The organism is Paenibacillus azoreducens, from assembly GCF_021654775.1.
GTDB lineage: Bacteria > Bacillota > Bacilli > Paenibacillales > Paenibacillaceae > Paenibacillus_AQ > Paenibacillus_AQ azoreducens.
The window spans coordinates 2,307,389-2,329,920 of record NZ_AP025343.1; the positions used below are offsets into that span (position 1 = coordinate 2,307,389).

General features: G+C 52.5%; 15 protein-coding genes. 14 read left to right on the top strand and 1 reads right to left on the bottom strand.

Annotated features, from left to right (window positions below; translation table 11 throughout):
- Positions 1-41: 41 nt before the first annotated feature.
- From hrcA to mtaB, 11 genes are all read left to right on the top strand, one after another.
- Positions 42-1,076: a heat-inducible transcriptional repressor HrcA gene (gene hrcA / locus L6442_RS09800; RefSeq protein ID WP_194230099.1), complete on the top strand. Its 1,035-nt coding sequence runs from the start codon at positions 42-44 to the stop codon at positions 1,074-1,076.
- Positions 1,077-1,091: 15 nt separating this feature from the next.
- The gene (locus tag L6442_RS09805) at positions 1,092-2,636 is read left to right on the top strand and encodes a TCP-1/cpn60 chaperonin family protein (RefSeq protein WP_212978619.1); all 1,545 of its coding nucleotides are present in this window, start codon (positions 1,092-1,094) and stop codon (positions 2,634-2,636) included.
- A gap of 121 nt (positions 2,637-2,757) precedes the next feature.
- On the top strand, positions 2,758-3,387 hold the full coding sequence (gene grpE, locus L6442_RS09810; RefSeq protein ID WP_237100278.1) for a nucleotide exchange factor GrpE: 630 nt from the start codon (positions 2,758-2,760) through the stop codon (positions 3,385-3,387).
- 56 nt (positions 3,388-3,443) lie between these two features.
- Positions 3,444-5,291 (top strand): molecular chaperone DnaK, encoded by a 1,848-nt coding sequence (dnaK, locus tag L6442_RS09815; RefSeq protein ID WP_212978618.1) that lies wholly within the window; start codon positions 3,444-3,446, stop codon positions 5,289-5,291.
- A 113-nt stretch (positions 5,292-5,404) separates the two neighbouring features.
- The gene (gene dnaJ, locus L6442_RS09820; protein WP_212978617.1) at positions 5,405-6,526 is read left to right on the top strand and encodes a molecular chaperone DnaJ; all 1,122 of its coding nucleotides are present in this window, start codon (positions 5,405-5,407) and stop codon (positions 6,524-6,526) included.
- A 195-nt stretch (positions 6,527-6,721) separates the two neighbouring features.
- A complete protein-coding gene (locus tag L6442_RS09825; RefSeq protein WP_212978616.1) occupies positions 6,722-7,090 on the top strand; it encodes a hypothetical protein in 369 nt (122 codons plus the stop codon).
- 56 nt (positions 7,091-7,146) lie between these two features.
- Positions 7,147-7,338: a YfhD family protein gene (locus L6442_RS09830; RefSeq protein WP_194230094.1), complete on the top strand. Its 192-nt coding sequence runs from the start codon at positions 7,147-7,149 to the stop codon at positions 7,336-7,338.
- A 260-nt stretch (positions 7,339-7,598) separates the two neighbouring features.
- Positions 7,599-8,570 (top strand): 50S ribosomal protein L11 methyltransferase, encoded by a 972-nt coding sequence (gene prmA / locus L6442_RS09835; protein ID WP_212978691.1) that lies wholly within the window; start codon positions 7,599-7,601, stop codon positions 8,568-8,570.
- Complete coding sequence (locus tag L6442_RS09840) at positions 8,570-9,247, top strand: site-2 protease family protein (protein ID WP_194230093.1); 678 nt, start codon at positions 8,570-8,572, stop codon at positions 9,245-9,247. The genes prmA and L6442_RS09840 overlap by 1 nt, the downstream gene beginning before the upstream one ends.
- 121 nt (positions 9,248-9,368) lie before the next feature.
- Positions 9,369-10,133, top strand: coding sequence for a 16S rRNA (uracil(1498)-N(3))-methyltransferase (locus L6442_RS09845; RefSeq protein ID WP_212978615.1), 765 nt, complete (start codon positions 9,369-9,371; stop codon positions 10,131-10,133).
- A gap of 2 nt (positions 10,134-10,135) precedes the next feature.
- Entirely contained in the window at positions 10,136-11,473 is a 1,338-nt protein-coding gene (gene mtaB, locus L6442_RS09850; RefSeq protein ID WP_212978614.1) for a tRNA (N(6)-L-threonylcarbamoyladenosine(37)-C(2))-methylthiotransferase MtaB, read from the top strand.
- Between the two features lie 214 nt (positions 11,474-11,687).
- Here the strand turns inward: mtaB and L6442_RS09855 are convergent, their stop codons facing one another.
- Positions 11,688-12,662: a Na/Pi cotransporter family protein gene (locus tag L6442_RS09855; protein ID WP_212978613.1), complete on the bottom strand. Its 975-nt coding sequence runs from the start codon at positions 12,660-12,662 to the stop codon at positions 11,688-11,690.
- 579 nt (positions 12,663-13,241) lie between these two features.
- Between L6442_RS09855 and L6442_RS09860 the strand changes: the two genes are divergently transcribed.
- From L6442_RS09860 to addA, 3 genes are all read left to right on the top strand, one after another.
- A complete protein-coding gene (locus L6442_RS09860) occupies positions 13,242-14,615 on the top strand; it encodes a class I SAM-dependent rRNA methyltransferase (RefSeq protein WP_212978690.1) in 1,374 nt (457 codons plus the stop codon).
- Between the two features lie 343 nt (positions 14,616-14,958).
- A complete protein-coding gene (gene addB, locus L6442_RS09865) occupies positions 14,959-18,480 on the top strand; it encodes a helicase-exonuclease AddAB subunit AddB (RefSeq protein WP_212978612.1) in 3,522 nt (1,173 codons plus the stop codon).
- The gene (gene addA / locus L6442_RS09870; protein WP_212978689.1) at positions 18,474-22,520 is read left to right on the top strand and encodes a helicase-exonuclease AddAB subunit AddA; all 4,047 of its coding nucleotides are present in this window, start codon (positions 18,474-18,476) and stop codon (positions 22,518-22,520) included. The genes addB and addA overlap by 7 nt, the downstream gene beginning before the upstream one ends.
- The last annotated feature ends 12 nt before the right edge of the window (positions 22,521-22,532 follow it).

Consider the following 22,532-nt stretch of genomic DNA (forward strand, 5'->3'; position numbering starts at 1 on the left):
CTAACGACGAGGGAATTAAGCAACCAGAGGGAGGGGAAGAAATGCTGACCGAACGCCAAAGATTAATCCTGAATGCCATTGTTGACGATTATATCCGTTCCGCGGAACCCGTCGGCTCGCGCAGCATATCTAAACGGGGAGATGTCGGATTCAGTCCTGCGACCATACGCAACGAGATGGCTGATTTGGAAGAACTGGGTTTTTTGGAACAACCCCATACATCGGCCGGGCGCATCCCTTCTCATAAAGGTTACCGATTTTATGTTGACCATCTGGATCTGATGCGGCAGACGCTTCCGGAAGGACAGCGCATACTGCGTGCGTTTTTCGCCGAGAAGCTGAATGCTACGGAGCAGGTTATCCAGCATGCCGCCATGATCTTATCCCATATGACCAACTATACTTCCATCCTGCTGGGGCCGGAAGTTTTTCATACGTCTCTGCGCCATTTTCAGCTTCTGCCGCTGAATGAAACGACGGCAGTGGCGATTATCGTAACCAGCACTGGCCAGGTTGAAAGCAAGACGGTGACCGTACCGTCCGGCGTTTCCGTTTCCGAAATGGAGAAAGTGGTTAATCTCCTGAACAGCAAGCTGGTGAATGTGCCTCTTTATAAGCTTAAAGCTAGTTTATACCGCGAGCTTGGCGAAGAAATGCAGCGCCATCTGACCAACTACGAAGAGATCATGAACATTCTGAACAATGTGTTCATGGATGAAGAAACGGATCAGCGCGTGTATTTGAGCGGGGCGACGAACATGCTTACGCAGCCCGAATTCAAAGACGTGGAGAAGGTCAAGGATATTCTGGATGTGCTTGAAGAAACGCCTACCCTGATGAAAATGATGGCTTCCATGCAGGGAGCATCGGGAATTCAGGTTCGGATCGGAACCGAAAACGATCATGAGGCTTTTGCCAACTGCAGCCTGATTACGGCGACCTATTCGCTTGACGGCGAAGCGCTCGGGACAATCGGCATCCTTGGTCCGACGCGGATGGAATACGCGAAGGTAATGGGCATTTTGGACATTTTGTCCAAGGACCTGACCAAGGTGCTGTCAAAGCTGAATAAATAAGGGGGCCAATAATCGATGAGTCAAGGCCAGCAGCCGGTGAGCGAAGGCGAGGAGAGATACGCCGCGCTGCTTAACAATAGCAATGCCGTCCGTGCCGTTACCTCGGCGGTCGAAGGAACCCTGGGACCGAAAGGGCTTGACGTTATGCTGGTTGGCGACCGCGGAGAAGTTATTATTACCAATGATGGAGTGACCATTTTGGATAAGATGGATATCGGTCACCCGGCAGCCAGATTGCTGATTCAGGTCGCCCGTTCCCAGCAGAAAAAGGTTGGGGACGGCACAACCACGGCAACGGTGCTTGCAGGTGCATTGGTACAGGAAGGGGTATCCCAGATCGTCAAAGGCGTACCTGCCTCCAAAGTCGTGACCGGAATGCAGCAGGGAATCCGGCTCGCAGTAGAATCTTTGAAAAGCAGGGCCAGAGAGATCAGCGATCTTGATGATCCTTTGCTGGCCAAAGCCGTATATGTCGCGGGCAGGGAGCGGGAAGACATCGCCCGGCTCGTGATGGAAGCCGCTTCGGTGATCGGAATCCGCAAGCTGAAAGATCCTGCTTATCAGTTGGCCGATGCGGTTACGGCACATGAAAAAGGTAATAATGAAGTATTTGAGGGGATTTTGCTGAAACAAACGCCACTGCATCCCCATGATACGCCTGATCTGGCCGATACTCGCATCCTGGTGCTGCATGATGCGCTTGAGCCCGAAACTCTCGATGAGGAAGTACTCACAACCGAAGCCGGGTTCGCCCGCTATATGGAGCTAAGGGAGCGTTTCGCCCGTGATTTGCATATGCTGGCTGATCTTGGCGTGGGTCTGGTGCTTCTGGAAAAGGGAATCCATCCGGATGCCGAGCAGTTCTGCATGGATCATGGAATGATGGTGATCCCGCGCGTAAGCCGAAAGGATATCGCTCGTGTCAGCATGATGACCGGGGCTGTGCCGCTGCGGCGGACAGCTTTACATAAAGACAGGGAGTCTCTGGACCGGCTGCTGGGATATGCCCGTCGGACTTATTATGACGAACTGCTGGAGCGTGTCCGGATCAGCGGCGGCCCCAAGGCCGATCCTTTTGTTACGCTGATCGTCGGAGCCAGCACGGCCGAGGTTGTTGGTGAATCGGCCCGGATCGCCGCAGACGCGGCTTCCGCGCTGCAGGCAGCAATCAGCGGCGGAATTTTGCCTGGCGGCGGCACCGCCGAGCTGGCCGTTTCCTACGAGCTTGAGCGCCAGCGTGAAACGGTAAAAGGGATGGAGGCGTTCGGGATTGCGGCAGTAGCCGCTGCCCTGCGCAAACCGATGTCCCAAATCCTGCTGAACGCCGGCTACAATCCGCTCGAGAAGATGGAGGAGGCACGTGCCGCCCAAATCGCGGAAGGTAGCGATGGCATAGGCATCGATTGCGATTCCGGCATGGTCATCCGGTATGAGGAGAAGGGGATCGTCGATCCCGCGCTCGTTAAAATTCACGGGCTGCAGACGGCTGGCGAAGTCGCTGCGGCAGTATTGCGCATTCATAACGTCATCAAGATGCGGAGCGCGAGCGGAAATGATTGAACAAGGCTTGTTTGATGCCAAAATTAGGGCGCGATCAAAAAAATAGCGAGTCAGATGAATCGAATGTCTATTATTTTTTAGATCATGCCTAGATAGAGCATATTAAGGAGGTGAAGACATCTTGGAAAATAACAAGGAATTTCAAGAAAACGAAATCGAAATGAATGAAAACCGCGAGGCTGAAATAGCAGAAAACGAAAACGAAGCTGCTCAAGCAGGCACAGATGCTTCTTCGAAGGCTGAGGAACATACGGAAGGAAATGCGGAGGAGAATGCGGAAGTTATCGATGCCGCTCATCTGCAAAATGAGGTGAAGCGTCTGCAGTCTCTGGCTGATGACTATCAGCAGCGCGCCTTGCGAACCCAGGCGGATTTTGACAACTACCGGAAGAGAACGCTGAAGGAGAAAGAGGACTTTGCCAAATATGCATCGTCCAAGCTGATTACGGAGCTGCTGCCGATTATCGATAATTTCGATCGCGCCATTGCCGCCGCCGGCGACAGCCCTGAAATTGAATCTTTCGCCAAGGGCGTCAGCATGATTTTCCGTCAGTTCGAAGGCGTGCTGAAGGCCGAAGGGCTTGAAGCGATGGAAGCGGTCGGGCAGCCGTTTAATCCTGAATTCCATCAGGCGATCATGCAGGTGGAAAGCGATGAGCATGAAGAGGGCATCGTCGTTGAGGAAGTGCAAAAGGGCTACATGCTCAAAGACAAAGTGCTGCGTCCGGCCATGGTTAAAGTCAGCATGTAATTGCGGCTGTTTAATATAGAAGAACATATTCATTTATTCTGAAGGAGGATATATTCATGAGTAAAGTTATCGGTATTGACCTTGGAACCACCAACTCCTGCGTAGCCGTAATGGAAGGCGGCGAAGCAGTTGTTATCCCTAACCCGGAAGGTGCGCGTACAACCCCCTCGGTTGTAGGCTTTAAAAAAGACGGCGAGCGGATCGTCGGTGAAACAGCAAAACGTCAAGCCATTACCAATCCGGATCGTACCATTCACTCCATTAAGCGCCACATGGGGACAAACCATAAAGAAACGATTGAAGGAAAAGATTATACCCCGCAAGAAATTTCGGCTATGATTCTGCAAAAGCTGAAATCCGATGCAGAAGCTTATTTGGGCCAAACGGTAACCCAAGCGGTTATTACGGTTCCGGCTTATTTTAACGACAGCCAGCGCCAAGCAACCAAAGACGCGGGCAAAATTGCCGGTCTTGAAGTGCTTCGGATCGTCAACGAACCAACTGCCGCGGCGCTCGCTTACGGTCTTGAAAAAGCGGAAGACCAAACGATTTTGGTTTATGACCTCGGCGGCGGTACCTTCGACGTATCCATTCTCGAACTGGGCGACGGCTTCTTCGAAGTAAAAGCAACAAGCGGCGACAACCATCTGGGTGGCGACGACTTCGACCAGGTGATCATCGACTATCTCGTGAACGAATTCAAAAAAGAGCAAGGCATTGACCTGAGCAAAGACAAAGCTGCCGTTCAACGCTTGAAAGACGCAGCCGAAAAAGCGAAAAAAGAACTTTCCGGCGTTCTGACCACAACGATTTCTCTGCCGTTTATCACAGTGGTAGACGGTGTGCCTCAGCACTTGGAAGTGAACCTTACCCGCGCTAAATTCGAAGAAATCTCTGCTGATTTGGTAGAACGTACGTTGGGACCAACCCGTCAAGCTATGAGCGATGCGGGCATGACAGCTAATGATATCGACAAAATTGTGCTGGTGGGCGGCTCGACTCGTATTCCGGCCGTACAAGAAGCGATCAAGAAACTGACAGGCAAAGAGCCGCATAAAGGCGTAAACCCGGACGAAGTGGTTGCCCTCGGCGCAGCGGTTCAAGCCGGTGTCTTGACCGGTGACGTTAAAGACGTCGTATTGCTGGACGTAACTCCGTTGTCCCTCGGTATCGAAACCGCCGGCGGCGTGTTTACGAAAATGATCGAACGCAACACGACGATCCCTACAAGCAAATCGCAAATTTTCTCGACTTACGCGGACAACCAGCCAAGCGTCGAAATCCACGTGCTGCAAGGCGAACGCCAAATGGCGGCAGGCAACAAAACGCTCGGACGCTTCATGCTTGGAGACATTCCTCCGGCACCACGCGGCGTACCGCAAATCGAAGTTACGTTTGACATCGATGCCAACGGTATCGTAAACGTGTCTGCAACGGATAAAGGCACCAACAAAACGCAAAAAATCACGATCACTTCTTCCAGCGGTCTGAGCGACGAGGAAGTAGACCGCATGATGAAGGATGCCGAGGCTCATGCCGAGGAAGACCGCAAGCGCAAAGATCTGGTGGAAGCGAAAAACAACGCTGACCAGCTTGTATACTCCACAGATAAAACCATCAAAGACCTGGGCGACAAGGTCGATGCGGGCGAAGTGGAAAAAGCGAATGCAGCTAAAGACAAAGTAAAGGCAGCGCTGGAAACAGACGATTTGGAGCAAATCCAAAAAGCAACCGAAGAACTGACCGAAATCGTGCAGCAGCTGTCCGTGAAATTGTATGAGCAAGCGGCTCAGGCTCAACAAGGCGCTGAAGGTGCCCAAGGCGGCCAGGAAGGCGCAGCTAAAAAAGACAACGTAGTCGACGCGGATTACGAGGTTGTTGACGAGGATAAAAAACAAGGGTAACCTTAAGAAAGTTATGTTCAGGAAGGGAAGGTCAAAGCCGGGGCATCCCAGGTGCTTCGGCTTTCCTTTTTCCATGAGCGGCATATTCCAGAGGAAACAACGGGGGTGGAAGAGTGGCTGATAAGCGTGATTACTATGAGGTACTTGGCGTAGGCAAAAATGCTACGGATGATGATATTAAAAAGGCATACCGCAAGCTCGCCCGCCAGTACCATCCGGACGTCAACAAAGCGGCTGACGCGGAAACCAAGTTTAAAGAAGTCAAAGAAGCTTATGATGTGCTCAGCGACAGCCAGAAACGCTCCACTTATGACCAGTACGGACACATTGATCCGAACCAGGGCATGGGCGGAGGATTCCAGGGCGCTGATTTCGGCGGCTTTGGCGATATTTTCGATATGTTTTTCGGAGGGGGCGGCGGGCGCCGCGACCCGAATGCGCCGCAGCGGGGGAATGACCTTCAGTACACGATGACGATCGAATTTAAAGAGGCCGTCTTCGGCAAGGAAACGGATATTACGATTCCGCGTACGGAAACCTGTGACACCTGCCACGGCAACGGAGCCAAACCGGGCACCAAACCTCAAACCTGTTCCGTCTGCCACGGCACAGGGCAGCAGGAAGTGGTACAAAACACGCCGTTTGGCCGTATGGTAAACCGCCGTGCATGTTCGAACTGCAGCGGTACGGGCCAAATCATTAAGGATAAATGCCCGACTTGCCATGGCAGCGGCAAGGTTAAGAAACAGCGCAAAATCCATGTCAAAATTCCGGCCGGCGTAGATGACGGAGCCCAACTCCGCATGACCGGCGAAGGTGAAGGCGGACTCCGCGGGGGACCTTCCGGCGATTTGTACATCGTCATTCGCGTGAAGAGCCATGACTTCTTCGAACGCGAAGGCGATGACATTTACTGCGAAATTCCGCTGACATTCGCTCAGGCGGCTCTTGGGGATGAGATCGAAATTCCGACGCTTACGGAAAAAGTAAAGCTCAAAATTCCTGCGGGTACCCAAACGGGAACGTATTTCCGCTTGAAAGGCAAAGGCGTTCCGCGCCTGCGCGGGGTTGGACAGGGCGACCAACACGTAAGAGTCGTTGTCGTTACGCCAAGCAAGCTGAGCGAGGAACAAAAAGAGTTGCTGCGCCAGTTTGCTTCCCTTGACGGTGAGCAGACGCATGAACAGGAGCAGTCCTTTTTCGACCGGATGAAGCGTGCTTTCCGCGGCGAATGATTTTCAATGAAATATTGCCAAATAATGAATTGATGAGCCGGCCAGACAATGGCCGGTTTTTTGCCATTTCATGCAAATGTTGCTTTTTTCGCGGTATGCGCATATTCATTCCGGGTTAGGCAGAATCTAACGAAAGGCATGAAAGCCTATTTTACTGGTTAATAAACAGACCACTAACACAGGCAGGTGAGCGTTATGGCAGAAAAAAATATTTTGGCCTATTTTAAAAGTCCCGAAGAAGCCGAAAGCGTATCCAAGAAGTTGCAGGCGCTGCGTGTCGTGGACATGTCGATCGACCGTTTCAGCATGTACCCGGATACCGATCCGTACGGCGCGCCGAATCTATCCGGGAGTATGGGAAGTTTATCCTCCGTGACCTATGGGAACACGCTTGGCGGCGATTCTACCAACGTTCTGGCTGCAACGAATGTGACTGCAAGCGGGATGAGCGACGGGGGCCAGGGCGGACCCACTGGTAGAGATATTTTGCTAACGGTTGTGGTAGAGGAAGAATCTTTCGACAAAGCCATGAGGATTATCGAAGACGCCGGCGGTATGGTGTAATTCGCGAGTGATGACGATTGTTAATTGCCGTTACAAATTCGAAAGAGGGTGCTACCATGGCAAGCCGCGATAAAAAAGGACGCATTATGACGAAAACGGAAAAAATCAAGGAACTGATGTCCATGAAAAATGAAGATGTGGAGTTTTCGGGGGCGCTGGCGGATGCGGACGATGTGGAAGCGATCCGCCGGAGTGAAGCCGCCGATGACCGCCAGCTGCGAAAAATGGATGACGGCTGGACTTCGTAACGATTTTCAACGAGCGATAACCTGTTAGAAAGACCGCGTATTTAGCCCGGAAGGGAGGCGCGGTTTTTTAAATTTGAATAGGTTTTTCGGGGTCCCCGCAAAGTATTTGGAATAAGCATCGAAGCGTAGGCTCCACTTTGTGGGGTTATTTATCGCTTGAGGATTCGGAAAAAAGCTGGTTTCCTTAAAATTTTGTACTCCACCATGCATGTATAGTACAATAAAAGGTATGCACGATGTTGAGGAGGAAGATGAAAACGATGTTATGGCATGAAATGACAATACATACGACCGAGGAAGCCGTGGAGATGATTTCCAATTTCCTGCATGAAGCAGGTGCCGGGGGCGTCTCCATCGAGGAATCCGGTACATTGAACAAAAAACGCGACACTTCTTTCGGACAATGGTTTGAAGTGCCGCTCAATGACATACCTGAAGGGCAAGCCGAAATCAAAGGGTATTTTTCGGAGGAGACTCCGGTGGAAGATATTTTGGAGGAAGTCAAACACAGAGTCGAAGAACTGCGCGATTTCCAGATTGATCCGGGCGATGTTCGCTATGAACTTAAGACTGTAAACGAGGATGACTGGGCGACGGCCTGGAAGGATTATTTCAAACCGCTGCGCGTATCCGACCGGCTGACCATTAAGCCGACCTGGGAAGAATATACGCCGGCGCATGAGGCGGAAAAAATCATCGAGCTGGATCCCGGCATGGCTTTTGGAACAGGTACCCATCCGACGACGGCTCTTTGCCTGCGCACATTGGAGAAGGTCATCAAGGGCGGAGAAGAAATGATCGATGTCGGCACGGGATCTGGCATCTTGTCCATCGGCGCGGTTTTGCTAGGCGCAAAACATGTCCTTGCCCTTGATTTGGACCCGGTGGCGGTCTCGAGCGCGCGTGAAAATACGGCCTTGAACAAGATGCAGCAGCAGATCACCGTGAAGGAAAGCGATTTGCTCGGCCTGCTTAATGGCAAGGGCGGAGATGATTTGGGCATTACGCTGCCGGTGAATATCATTGTGGCCAACATTCTGGCCGAGATCATTTTGCTGTTTATTGATGATGTGTACCAAGCGCTTGAGCCGGGCGGCATTTATATCGCTTCGGGTATTTATAAAGACAAAGAGAAAATCGTACAGCAGGCACTTGAGGATTCAGGTTTTGACATTGAAGATGTATGCCGCGAAGAGGACTGGATCGCATTTGTAGCTAGAAAGAGGTCATAATGGATTTTTTGAACAAAATACTTAGCGTACCGCTGGAACAACTTCCGTTTTATTTAATTGTGCTCGTCATAGCGTTTACGGTGCATGAATTTTCGCATGCTTATTTTGCCTATAAATTCGGCGACCCGACGGCGAAATTGATGGGCCGGGTGACGTTAAACCCTGCGGTTCATTTCGATCTGCTCGGAATCATATTGCTGCTGATTGCCGGCTTTGGCTGGGCAAGACCTGTTCCGGTCAACCGGGACAACTTCAAAAGCCCGCGCTTGATGGGCGTCGTTGTTTCCGCCGCCGGGCCTTTAAGCAATTTTTTTATGGCGGTGCTTGGAACGTTTGTGTACGCGTTATTGATCAGCACCGGGGTCTTGACTTCCATTTCGAATGCGAAGGTAGTTGAGGCAATCATTATCTTTTTCCAATTATTTGGAATGATGAACTTTTTCCTGTTCCTGTTCAACTTGATCCCATTGCCGCCGCTTGATGGCTACCGGATCGTTGAGGATCTGGTTCCGCACAGGTTCCGGGCCAAACTTCAACAGTTCGAACAGTGGTCGGTATTTATTTTTCTCCTGATTTTGTTTATTCCGGTATTGCGTGAACATACCATTAAACCGATCTATATGATGGCTTACGGCCTTTATTATCATTTCATGAATGTCTTTTTACATCTCATGTAGGCCATACTGGAGATGGTTTTTAACCCCAATCGGCATTGTTTGCAAACATGTACTGGTCACAGCCGGGGCAAATGATGTATGATGAAGTTTGTGATTTTTTAAAATAGGATGTTGATGCTGAATGCAGCGGTATTTTGTATCGCCAGAGCAGTTTATGGAACATACAGTAGAAATTTCCGGCGAGGATGCACGCCATATATCGAAGGTCATGCGCGGCAAAACCGGGGACAAAATGATTGTCAGCGACGGCCTTTCCCGCGAAGCGCTCGTGGAAATAACGGCCATTGAGCAGGGGACGGTAACCGCCTCCGTCGTGGAATGGCTCGAAATGGCGCATGAGCCTGCCGTCAAGGTAACGATCGCCCAAAGCTTGCCGAAAGGGGATAAGATGGAAACCGTCATTCAAAAATGCACCGAAATCGGCGCGGTTTCGTTTATTCCTTTCATCTCTGAGCGTACGATCGTTCAATACGACGCCAAAAAAGAATCCAAGCGGCTGGAACGATGGAATAAAATCGCCAAGGAGGCGGCGGAGCAGAGTCATCGGAACACGGTTCCGCAAGTAGCGCAGCCGCTTTCTTGGAAGCAGCTGCTGGCGACATTTCAAAACTACGGCGCCGTTTATTTTTGTTATGAAAAAGAAAACGGCCTGCTGCTGCGCGATGCGCTGAAACCGTTTATGCAGTCTATACAGGCGGACCAAGCGCGGAGTATCCTGCTCCTTGTAGGTCCCGAAGGCGGATTCAGCGAAGAAGAATGCCGGCAGGCAGAGGAAGCGGGAGCTGCGAGCATTGGGCTCGGCAGGCGGATCCTGCGCTGCGAAACAGCGGGAATGGTTGCCCTTGCGTGCATACTATATGAATCCGGAGAAATGGGGGGAGTTTGAAAATGCCATCCGTTGCATTTTATACACTAGGTTGCAAAGTGAATTTTTACGATACTGAAGCCATCTGGCAGCTGTTCAAAAAGGAAGGTTACGAGCAGGTTGATTTCGAACAGACAGCCGATGTTTATTTAATCAATACATGCACGGTGACCAACACCGGGGACAAAAAAAGCCGGCAGATCATCCGCCGCGCCGTTCGCCGCAATCCGGAAGCGATCATCGCGGTGACAGGCTGCTATGCGCAAACCTCGCCGGCCGAAATTATGGACATTCCCGGCGTGGATTTGGTCATCGGAAACCAGGACCGCGACAAAATCCTGTCGTACGTAAATGAAATTCGTGAAAAACGCGAGCCGATCAATGCGGTCCGCAATATTATGAAAAATCGCGTTTTTGAGGAAATGGACGTGCCCGATTTTGCCGATCGGACGCGCGCGTTCCTCAAAATTCAGGACGGCTGCAACAATTTCTGCACGTTCTGCATCATTCCATGGTCGCGCGGATTGTCCCGCAGCCGTGATCCGAAAAGCATCGTTACCCAAGCGCATCAGCTTGTGGAGGCGGGGTATAAGGAAATCGTCTTGACTGGGATCCATACCGGCGGTTACGGCGATGATCTCGAAAACTACCGTTTATCCGATTTGCTGTGGGATTTGGATAAGGTGGACGGGCTGCAGCGGATTCGTATCAGCTCCATCGAGGCCAGCCAGATTGACGAGAAAATGCTGGAAGTGTTAAACCGCTCGTCCAAAATGTGCCGTCATCTGCATATTCCGCTGCAGGCGGGAGACGACCACGTTCTGAAACGGATGCGCCGCAAATATACGACCGAGGAATTTTACAACAAGATGCAGATGATCCGTCAGGCCATGCCGGATGTCGGCATTACGACGGACGTCATTGTCGGCTTCCCGGGAGAAACGGATGAAATGTTCCGTAATGGCTACAACTTCATGAAGGAAATCAATTTCTCCGAAATGCATGTGTTCCCGTATTCCAAACGGAATGGTACCCCTGCGTCTCGGATGGAGGATCAGATCGACGAGGAGATCAAACATGAGCGCGTACGCGAATTGATCGCCCTGTCCGAGCAAATGCAGCTCTCTTATGCGGAGAAATTCGTAGGCCAGGTGCTGGACGTCATTCCAGAGGGCTCCAAAGAAACCCATGGAATAGGGAGAATGCACGGCTTTAGCGATAACTATTTGCAGCTTGTTTTTAACGGGTCCGAAGATCTTCAAGGTCATCTATGCCGCGTGAAATTGACCAAAGCAGGTATAAACGAATGCGAAGGGCAGCTTGTTCGGGTGCTGGACGGAACTGCGGACGCTGCAGTCTAATAGTGCGAGTTCAAAAAGATCGGCTTTCAGCACTGTCAAAAGCGGACTTTTTGAACAACCTCTAACATATTGCTGATCTAACAAGGATTTCATTTCCATGCAAGAAAAAGGAGATGAAGTCCTTGTTGTGCGGATGGAGCCCGCAAGAAAACGGCGCGATGATCCGAAATCCTGGGCTTTAATGGGATACACTTTAATCATTTTTCGCTGGTTATCATTTGCCAATACGGAGTTTTCTCCATATCGGCAAATAACATAGCGGCAGCGCTGCTGCCGAACAGATGATATTGAACAGCGTCTGGGCGCGGGCAATCTGGGCTCCGTCGTCTGCGGACAATGCTGCGGATAACCACTGCAGCTGTTCGATAAACGGCATAAACAGAAGCGCGCCGCCCAGGTTGAGCACAACATGCGTCCAGGCCACAAATTGGCCGGATTTCGTACTGCCGATAGCGGCAATGACCGCCGTTACGCAGGTTCCCACATTGGCTCCAAGCACGATCGCAATGCCGATCCCAACCGGCAGAGTGCCTGAGGCTGCGAGGGCAATCGCCAGTCCGATCACGGCGGCACTGCTGTGCATCAGCGCAGTTAATACCGCTCCGGCGGTAATTCCCCACCAGACATTATGGGCGGCCTGCGCAATGAACCAGCCGAACAGGCCGGTATTCTCCAGAGGAGGGCCGATCATTTGCATGACGCGGATGCCCAGCATAACTAATGCAAACCCCGCTATGGCGAGGGATATTAGCTGTATGGGCCGCCATAAATGCGCGCACGCACGCATGAAAAACGGTTTGTATTCGTCGGCAATGACCGCAAAGGTCCAGGCCAGGCCGGAGACGCCCAGCAAAGGCAATGCGATTTGGCCGATTTGCAGTCCGATCAGCTCGGTTGTGATGCAGGTCCCGATATTGGTCCCCAGAATAATGCCAAGCGTCCGTTCATACGTAAGCAGGCCGGCATTCACAAGGCCCATCGTCAGGACCGTAACGGCAGTGCTGCTTTGAAGTATCGCCGTAATACCTGTGCTGAACAGCATCCCTTTGAGCGGGGAAGAGGTCGCTTTCCGAAGAAAGGACGATAGCAGCGGTCCGGCCCAGCTGCCCAGGGCCGTTTCCATGATCTTCATGCCTGCCAGGAAGATGACCAGCCCGTAAATAACGGGAAAAATAATCGTATTAAACATGGTGAGGGCTCTCCTTTAAAGTGTGTGTTCAAAAAGGCCGATTTTCAGCACCGAGAAGGTTGGATGAAGCTAGGGACGAAAGGAGCGGAGCGTACGTAGTAGGTACGTGAGCACCGGATGGCCCGGCTGAATTCAAGATTCGATGCCGAGTTCACCTCCTGATTCACTTCGTGTTAGATATAGAATTTATAAGTTATCAGCAAAGCTGATGAAATTCTATATCGCAAGAAAACCTACCTTTGCATCGCGGCCCTTTCATCCTTGGACTGACCTCGATTAGTTTTCTTAAGATATCAGAAAGTATAAACTTCAAAGGAATTTGCATCCTGATATCGCAAGAAAAACTACAGCTAAAGGTGGTCTGTCTGCTGTGACAGTACGTCAATAGATGTTTTTCTTATCAAAAGTGGACTTTTTGAACAACCTCTTAAAGGGTTCTTGTCCATGTATTACTTATATGTTTCAGACAGGACGGGCATGACTTTGATAAAGGGCGGCCAAAGGGCGTTATTTATTTGGAAATAAGAGTTTGGCATAATGTAAATATACGAAACAGATATAGGAGTAGGGGTGGACAAGTTGGCAACCGTCATTCTTCAAAAAGGCCGAAAAAAAAGGCTGGAACAGGGACATCCCTGGATTTATAAAAATGAGATTGAAGCCGTGGAAGGCAATCCTCTCCCGGGGGATCTCGTTCATGTGGTAAACCATCAAGGACGTTATCTGGCGACGGGGTACTACAATCCGGCATCGCAAATTACGGTGCGTGCCGTTTCTTACCGCGAAATCGGGCACATGGACCAGGCCTTTTTCGCCGAACGTTTTCTTGCTTGTCTCAAACATCGGGAACGCTTCCTGAATGAAGGAAATGCGTACCGGCTTGTATACGGCGAGGCTGATTTTTTGCCTGGGCTGATCGTCGACCGATTCGATGATGTACTGGTAATCCAGCTTTTGACGCTCGGAATGGATGCCCGCCGCAAAGAGATCGTAGATGCGCTGGTTGAAGTAATGAACCCGAGAGGCATCTATGAACGAAGCGATGTGCCGATCCGCGAGCTTGAAGGGTTGGAGCAGAGGAAGGGCGCGGTATATGGGGATTGTCCTCGGTATGTAACAGTTCGGGAGAACGGCCTTCTAATCCGCGTGGATATCGAAGAGGGGCAGAAAACCGGGTATTTCTTTGACCAACGGGAGAACCGTGCCTCTATCGAGCCGCTGATGACTGGTTGGGGCGGACGCAGCGGCATCACCATACAGGATGTCGAAGAAAACGGGCAGATGGTGAAACGTCCGGTCAATAAAAGCGGAAAAATCGTTACATTCCCGTATTGGGACGGTGCTACGGTCTTGGAATGCTTTTCGCATACGGGCAGTTTTACGCTGCATGCCTGCAAATATGGGGCTAAAAAAGTGACCTGTCTGGATATTTCACAGCATGCGATCGACAGCGCGAGCGAAAACGTGGAATTAAACGGCTTTGGCGACCGGGTGGAGTTCGTGGTGGACGATGCATTCCAATATTTGCGTTCCCAGGTCAAGGGACTGGAGGAAAGACAAAAGCGTGCAGCCAGCGTTTCCGAGAAGGTGGACACCTCGCAGAAAATGACTGCAGGCGGCGGCAGAACCTGGGATGTGGTTATTTTGGATCCGCCGGCATTCGCCAAGACCAAAAGCGCGGTCAAAGGCGCCTGCAGAGGGTATAAAGACATAAACCTTCATGGCATGAAGCTGGTCAATGAAGGCGGATACCTGGTAACGGCAAGCTGTTCGTACCATATGCGCCCGGATCTATTTCTTGCGACCATTCAGGAAGCGGCGGCCGACGCCGGCAAAATTTTGCGGTTGATCGAATGGCGCGCGGCAGGGAAGGACCATCCGCAAATTTTGGGCGTGGACGAAGGGCATTACTTGAAATTCGCGATTTTTGAAGTTCGAAGCAGGACATTTTAAGTGTGAGTCCAAAAAGATCGGTTTTCAGCAGCCGGCAGGGTCTAAAGCAGATCCCGCCGGCTGTTTTATATCCAGGGATACGATGTGACCAATCATTACCGTTAAGCTCTTTTGATAAATGAGTGATAGAATAGTTTAGGTCTTTGTCTTTTGTTTGCAGGGACAAGTTGTGCCGGAACAAACATATGTTCTACTATACGGCGATTATGATATACTAAATGATATATTTGTTGATTCTATTTCAGAAATTGAATTTCATAGAGCGACAGAAATCCGTAAATATTGGAGATTGCCCCGGAGTTTCGGTGAAATCTCATATACATAGATTAAAGGAGGAAGCATAATGCCGGTTCATTTTCTGATCGGACGTTCGGGAAGCGGAAAAACGACAACCATTCTCGAAGATATTTCATCCAGGCTGGGGACGGCGCCGCAAGGAAAGGCGATGATATTGCTGGTTCCGGAACAAGGCTCGTTTCAGGCCGAGCACGGGCTGGTCACGACTGGACGAGTTAAGGGAAGCGTGAGGGCCCAAGTGCTGAGCTTCCGTCGTCTGGCTTACCGCGTTATGCAGGAGACCGGGGGAGCAGCACGTATTGCGATCAGCGATGAGGGCAAAAAAATGCTGCTCTATAAAATCATTCAGCATCGTAAAGACGAGCTGAAGCTTTTTGGCGCTTCTGGAGATCAGCTCGGGTTTGTCGGCCGGCTGAGCGACGTATATACCGAAATGAAGCGTTATTGCATCGATTCCTCTGCCGTGAAGCAGGTGTTGGACCAGATGGCGCATATGCCGGGAGCCACGCCGATCCTGCGCAGCAAACTTGAGGATTTATGGACGATATACAGGGATTTCGAGCAGGAAATGTCCCCGCTGTACATCGATGAGGAGGATCATTTAATCCGGCTGGCAAGCGCGGTGAAAGACTCCGATTATTTGCGGGATGCGGACATATGGATCGACGGTTTTCACGGATTTACCCCGCAGGAGCTTGAGGTTGTCGGCCAGCTGATGGTTCATGCCGGATCGGTAACCGTCTCGCTGACGCTTGACAGGCTTTATGACGGGGCGAGCATGCCGCATGAGCTGGATTTGTTCCATCCGACTGCGACCACTTTTATTAAGCTTAGAGGAATGGCGGAGGACCTTGGACTGGAGATCGGACATTCGGTTCTTGCACCGCCAGTTCTTCCCCGTTTTCAGGATAGCCCGGTGCTGGCCCATCTGGAACGGGGGTATGACCGCAGGCTGCGTTATCAGGGTGCTATGGGTGAAGGCGCCGAAGGGATTGAAGGGATTTCCATTTATCAAGCCGCGGGGCGCCGTGCGGAAGTTGAAGGCGCGCTGCGTGAGATGCTCAGGCTCGCCCGCGAAGAAGGTGTGCGCTATCGGGAAATGGCTGTGTTTGTCCGGAATCTTGGGGATTACGAGCATTTTGTCCTGCCTTTGTTTCAAGATTATGGCGTTCCGCTGTTCCTGGATCAGAAAAGAAGCGAGCTGCATCATCCGCTAGTTGAATTCATACGCGCCGCGCTGGACGTGGTTCGGCGTTTCTGGCGGCACGAAGATGTATTTCGGTGCGTAAAAAGCGAGCTGCTGCTTCCGCTGGACGGATCGCTGACGCGAGAGGATATGGACCGGCTCGAAAACTACGCGCTTGCTTGCGGCATACAGGGTTACCGTTGGACGGATGGACGCCCGTGGAAAGGGATGCCAAGCTTGTCGCTTGAAGAGGGCGGAACCACGGAACAGAAAACGGCCGAGGAAATGCTGGAGCTGATGGAGCGCTGCCGGAGCGCGGTGGCTTCGCCGCTGTCCGCTTTTGATAAAAGAATCCGGCGCGCCAAGACGGCCCGGGAAATGAGCGCGGCGGTATATAGTTTACTTGAGGATGCCGATATTCCGCGGAAACTTGATGCGCGCAGCCGGGAGGCGCTGCAAAACGGCCGACCGGAGTCTGCGAGGGAACATCGGCAGCTGTGGGGAGAAGTGCTTGATTTGCTGGACCAGATTGTCGAGATGATGGGTGAGGAAAAGATGGCGTTCGACCTGTTTGCCGGCATTTTGGAAACAGGGCTTAGAGAGCTGAAGCTCGGATTGGTGCCTCCCGCGCTGGATCAGGTGCTGGTCGGAACGATGGACCGCACCCGTACGAGCGGCATCAAATATGTTTTTTTGCTTGGGGTAAATGACGGCGTGATTCCGGCGGTATACCAGGAGGACGGGATTATAACCGAGCAGGAACGCTCCATGCTCGCCGATACCGGCCTGGAATTGGCGCCAGGCATATCGCGCAAGCTGCTGGACGAAAGGTTCCTGATCTACAACGCTCTTACGTCCGCAAGCAGTCATGTGTGGATCAGTTATCCCGCAGCCGATGACGAAGGGAAGGAGCTTCTGCCCTCGGAAGTGGTGCGGCATTTGACCAAAATGTTCAAGGGACTTAAGATCAAGCAGCTGTTGACACAGCCGGGAGCGGATCAGCCGGCCTTTGAGCATGAAGCCTATATCGAGCATCCGCGCCAAACGTTAAGCCATCTGATTGTCCAGCTGCAAAGATGGAAGCAGGGCGCCAAGATGCCTGAACTATGGTGGAACGTGTACAACTGGTATCTTCAGGATCCGACCTGGCGCGGGCCTCTGGATATGCTGCTGCGCTCCCTCTTTTACCGGAACGAGACGCGGACGCTTACGGCAGGCACCAGCCGCAAGCTCTACGGCAGCAAGGTCCGCACCAGCGTATCGCGGATGGAAAGGTTTGCGGCATGTCCGTTTTCGCATTTTGCATCCTATGGCTTGAAGCTGAAAGAACGGCAGCTGTACCGCTTGCAGGCGCCTGACATCGGGCAGCTTTTCCATGCGGCTTTGAGTGCGATGGCTGCCAAGCTGAAGGAGCAGCAGCGCAGCTGGGGCAGTCTTACGGTTGAGGAATGCCGGAGGGAAGCGGAGATGACGGTGGAACGGCTGGCCCCGATGCTTCAAGGCGAAATTTTGCTCAGTTCGAAAAGATACGGTTACATTTCGCGCAAGCTGAAAAATATTGTGGGCAGGGCATCGATCATCCTGGGAGAGCATGCGCGGCGCGGCAACTTCGAACCGGTTGGCTTGGAGCTCGACTTCGGCCCTGGAAAACCGCTGCCGCCGCTTACGTTCGAGCTCGACAACGGATCGGTCATGGAGGTTGTCGGCCGGATTGACCGCGTCGATATGGCGCAAGGGGAAGACGGATTGCTGCTGCGCGTGATCGACTATAAATCAGGACAGAAGGACCTTAGACTGCATGAGGTTTATTACGGGCTTGCCCTGCAGATGCTCACCTATCTCGACGTTTTGCTTACTTATGCGGAAGATTGGCTGGGCAGCAAGGCGCTGCCTGCCGGCACGCTTTATTTCCATGTTCATGATCCTATTTTGCAGTCCGCCAACGGCATGACGATGGAGCAGGCGGCGGAGGAACTGCTCAAGCGTTTCAAAATGAAAGGGTTGCTGATGGCCGACCGTGATGTCGTGTCATTAATGGATACCTCTTTGGATAAGGGTTACTCGTCTATTTTGCCGGTTGCAGTCAAAGCGGATGGAAGCTTCTACAGCAGCGCATCGGTTGCGAGCCCCGAGCAGTGGGAGGATTTGCTTAGCTCCGTCCGGCACAGTATCGAAACCATCGGCACGAGGATCACGGAAGGCGATGTCAATATCCAGCCGTATCGTATTCAACAGGAGACAGCCTGTACGTTCTGCCCGTTCAAACCCGTCTGCCAGTTTGACGAAGCGGTTGAAGGGAACCATTACCAATTGCTGGGCAAACCGGATAAATCGCAGATGTGGAAATTGCTGTCCGAACGAAAAGGAGGAGAACAATCTTGAGCCTGTTACCTAAACCTGAAGGCAGCCAGTGGAGTGACGACCAGTGGCGGGCGATTGCGGAAACCGGTGATGACATTCTTGTGGCCGCTGCTGCCGGATCGGGCAAAACTGCAGTGCTTGTGGAACGGATTATCCGGAAAATCATGGACAACGGGCAGGGATTCAGCGTGGATCGTCTGCTTGTGGCCACCTTCACCAAAGCAGCCGCGGCGGAAATGCGGGACCGCATCCGCCAGGCCCTGGATCAGCAGCTTGAGTTGGATCCCGACAATGTGCACTTGCGCCGTCAGCTGGCGCTGCTTGGCCGGGCATCCATCACCACGCTGCATTCGTTTTGCCTAGAGGTCATCCGGCGTTATTATCAGATGATCCCCCTTGACCCTAACTTCCGCATTATCAATGAAAATGAAGCCGAGCTTTTGCGCCAGGAAATCATGGACGAACTGTTTGAAGAAAAATACGGTGCGGAAAACGAAGACAGTGATTTTATAAGGTTGGTGGATTGGTTCAGCGGAGAACGCAGCGACGACGCGATGCATCTTCTCGTTCAAAAGCTGTATGATTTTTCGCGCAGTCATGCTTGGCCTGATCGGTGGTTGAGAAGCATGGCGGAAGCCTTTGAAGTCAATGATACGGCGACTCTGGGACAAACCGCCTGGGTGCAGAGCATTCTGCAGGATGCCCGCCTGGCTTTGGCAGGCGCGGAAGGGCTCCTTCGACAAGCGCACGGACTTGCGATGGTACCGGGAGGTCCCGGCGCATATGCGGATAACCTGAATGCCGACCTCGAGATGATCTGCGCTTTGCAGGCAGCGATGGAGAACTGTGCTTGGGAGGAACTGTATGATGTTTTTCAGGGTACTTCTTTCGGTAAGCTGAAAAGCGTACGCAAGGAAGAAACGGATCCGCAGCTGCAGGAACGCGTCAAGGAGCTGCGCGAGGCGGTCAAAAAGACGGTAAACGACCTGCGCGGCGCGCTGTTTGGCCGTCCTGCGGAAGCTTTTTTGGCGGAATTGAATGAGGCGGCCCCGCTAATGAGGGAATTGGCTGAGCTTGTCATTCAGTTCGGTGAGCGTTATGAATCGGAAAAACGGCAGCGGGGAGCGGTCGATTTCAATGATTTGGAGCATTACTGCCTGCGGATTCTGCTTCATCGCGATTCGACGCCTGAGCATCCGATGCCTTCAGACGCGGCTGTGGAATACCGCGAGCAATTCGATGAAGTATTGCTTGACGAATACCAGGACACCAACAGCGTTCAGGAGACGATCGTCAACCTGATCTCCAGGGAGCTGCCCGGCAACCGTTTTATGGTTGGCGACGTCAAGCAAAGCATATACAGGTTCCGGCTGGCTGAACCAGGACTATTCCTGGATAAATACCGCAGATACGGAAGCAGTGGCGGCACCGGCATCCGCATTGATCTGGCGCGGAATTTCCGCAGCCGGATGGAAGTGGTGAATGCGGTCAATGTGATTTTCCGCCAGATCATGAACGAAACGGTAGCCGAGATCGGCTACGATGAACGGGCCGAGCTGGTATATGGCGCATCTTTCCCTGGTGCGGAGCAGGATACGCAGGGAGACGGCTCGAACCCTTATGCGCCTGAGCTTCTTTTGATCGACCGGGCCGGAAGCGGCCCTGCGGTAGAAGAGACTCAGGAGGGGAACGGCGAAGGTTTCGTACAGGAAAGCGAAATGCTGGAGATGGAGACGGCGCAGCTCGAAGCGCGGGCCATTGCCCAAAAGATCCGGAACATGATGGGCGATACGGCTGCCAAACCTTTGCTCGTTTACGATAAGGGGCTGAAGGAAATGAGGCCGGTGCAATACGGGGATATGGTCATTTTGCTCCGTTCGGCTTATCTTTGGGGACCCCTGATCATGGAGGAGCTCAAGCAGCTTGGCATCCCTTGCGACGGCGAGCAAAGCCGCGGTTACTTTCAGGCGACGGAAGTGGAAGTAATGCTGTCCCTCCTGCAAATCATCGATAATCCGCTGCAGGATATTCCGCTTGCAGGCGTACTTCGTTCACCCATTGTCGGATTGACTGAAGAGGAATTGGCGCAGATTCGACTGGCCCAGAGCGGTTCCTTTTACGATGCGCTGGTTGCGTCGGTACGGATCGGGACGGAGGCGGTTGACGATGCGGCAGCGCAGGAGCTCTTCAGAGGGCGGTCGGAGGCCGCGGCTGCTTTGGCCGGAGAGATTCATGGCGGCACCAGCGATTTGGCGCATATTCCTATCCTTGACATCGACCAAGGCATTTCGCCAAGACTAAGACATAAAATTCATAATTTCATCATGCAGCTGGAAAGCTGGCGCAATGCGTCCCGGCAAGAAAATCTGGGCGATCTGATCTGGCGGGTTTACCGGGAAACGGGATATTTGGATTGGGTCGGCGGGTTGCCGGGGGGCATCGAACGCCAAAACAACCTGAAGGCTTTGCATGACCGTGCCGTCCAGTTTGAACAGACGACCTCATCAAGGGGATTGTTCCGTTTTCTGACCTTCGTGTCCCGGCTTCGCGACCGCGGCGGCGATCTTGGCGGCGGCAGCGGGACCGATCACAAGGATCATGCGGTCCGGATTATGACGATTCATAAGAGCAAGGGCCTTGAGTTCCCGGTTGTTTTCCTTGCAGGCATGTCCAAAACCTTTAATCAGCAAGATTTAAACGCTTCTTTTCTTATGCATAAAGAGCTGGGTTTCGGACCCAAGTTCGTGGACGAGGAGAAGCGGGTAAGCTTCCCTACGCTTCCAAACCTTGCGATCCGCCGCAGATCGCAGCTGGAGCTGCTGGCCGAGGAGATGAGGGTGCTGTATGTCGGCTTGACGCGCCCTAAAGAAAAACTGATTCTGATCGGTACGGTCAAGGATCTGGGCAAAAAGGTATCGGCCTGGGCACAAGTGCTGGAGCGGCCCGAATACATGCTGCCGGATTATTTGCTCGCCAAAGGACGCAGCTACATGGATTGGGTCGGTCCGGCACTCATCCGCCACCCGGGAGCCGCTCATGTGCGGGAAACGCAGGGACTTGGCACCGCCGTTTCGCCGGTCTTATCGTCCGATCCTTCCGCCTGGAAAGTGTCGGTGCTGACGGTGGACGAGCTTTCGCTTGCGGTACTCGGCGGCTGGGAAGAGGAAGATGAATCGACGCCAGAACGGAAACAGCGGCTGCATGCTTTGCTGCAGCGCCGGCACGTGGATGTGGAGGAAGGAGTGAACTGCCCGGGCGAGGCTGCCGTCGGATCGCGTCTGTCCTGGACGTATCCGTATGGGATGGTTACGAAGCTGGCGGCCAAAACATCCGTATCGGAAATGAAAAAGCTGCTGGCGCTTCAGGAGCAGCCATCCTTGAATTGGCTCGAGGACAAACAGCTCCACAGGGAATTGACGGAAAGCACGGATGTTTCGGCCTATACGCTTCAGCTCCGGCGTCCGAAATTTATGGAACGGGATGCGCTCACGCCTACGGAGCGCGGCACGGTGTACCATACGCTTATGCAGCACATCCCGCTGGGACAAGGCGTGGTCGATGCCGCAGTCGTAGAAGAAACAGTCAGCCGGCTGGTGGAACGCGAGCTGCTGCGGGGCGACCAGGCAGCGATCATCCGCCCGGAAGAAGTCAGCATGTTTTTTGCCTCGGAGGTGGGAGCAAGGCTGCTGGCGGCGGAGTGGTCGGCCCGTGAAATGCCGTTCAGCTACGGTTTGACGGCAGAGGAGGCGCATAAGGGACTGTTTGCGCAGGACCTTGTTATGCAAGGCAATGCCGATTTGTTTGAGATTTCCGCATTAAGCGGGGAAACGGTGCTGATTCAAGGCGTTGTCGATTGCCTATTCCGCCAGGAAGGCAAACTTGTGCTCGTGGATTATAAAACGGACCGAGTTCTGGAGCACAGGGGCGGCATCAACGCTCTTGCCGAACAGTACAGATTTCAGCTTAATTTGTATGCCAAGGCGCTTAAAGATATTTTGCATGAAGAAGTCAGCGAGAAATGGCTGTACTTCTTTGATGGGGGACATGCGGTGCGCTTGTGATACGTTTTTTGA

Coding starts and splice junctions, on each gene's coding strand:
- hrcA (WP_194230099.1), top strand. CDS start 42: ATGCTGACCGAACGCCAAAGATTAATCCTGAATGCCATTGTTGACGAT.
- L6442_RS09805 (WP_212978619.1), top strand. CDS start 1,092: ATGAGTCAAGGCCAGCAGCCGGTGAGCGAAGGCGAGGAGAGATACGCC.
- dnaK (WP_212978618.1), top strand. CDS start 3,444: ATGAGTAAAGTTATCGGTATTGACCTTGGAACCACCAACTCCTGCGTA.
- L6442_RS09825 (WP_212978616.1), top strand. CDS start 6,722: ATGGCAGAAAAAAATATTTTGGCCTATTTTAAAAGTCCCGAAGAAGCC.
- L6442_RS09830 (WP_194230094.1), top strand. CDS start 7,147: ATGGCAAGCCGCGATAAAAAAGGACGCATTATGACGAAAACGGAAAAA.
- prmA (WP_212978691.1), top strand. CDS start 7,599: ATGTTATGGCATGAAATGACAATACATACGACCGAGGAAGCCGTGGAG.
- L6442_RS09840 (WP_194230093.1), top strand. CDS start 8,570: ATGGATTTTTTGAACAAAATACTTAGCGTACCGCTGGAACAACTTCCG.
- L6442_RS09845 (WP_212978615.1), top strand. CDS start 9,369: ATGCAGCGGTATTTTGTATCGCCAGAGCAGTTTATGGAACATACAGTA.
- mtaB (WP_212978614.1), top strand. CDS start 10,136: ATGCCATCCGTTGCATTTTATACACTAGGTTGCAAAGTGAATTTTTAC.
- L6442_RS09855 (WP_212978613.1), bottom strand. CDS start 12,662: ATGTTTAATACGATTATTTTTCCCGTTATTTACGGGCTGGTCATCTTC.
- addB (WP_212978612.1), top strand. CDS start 14,959: ATGCCGGTTCATTTTCTGATCGGACGTTCGGGAAGCGGAAAAACGACA.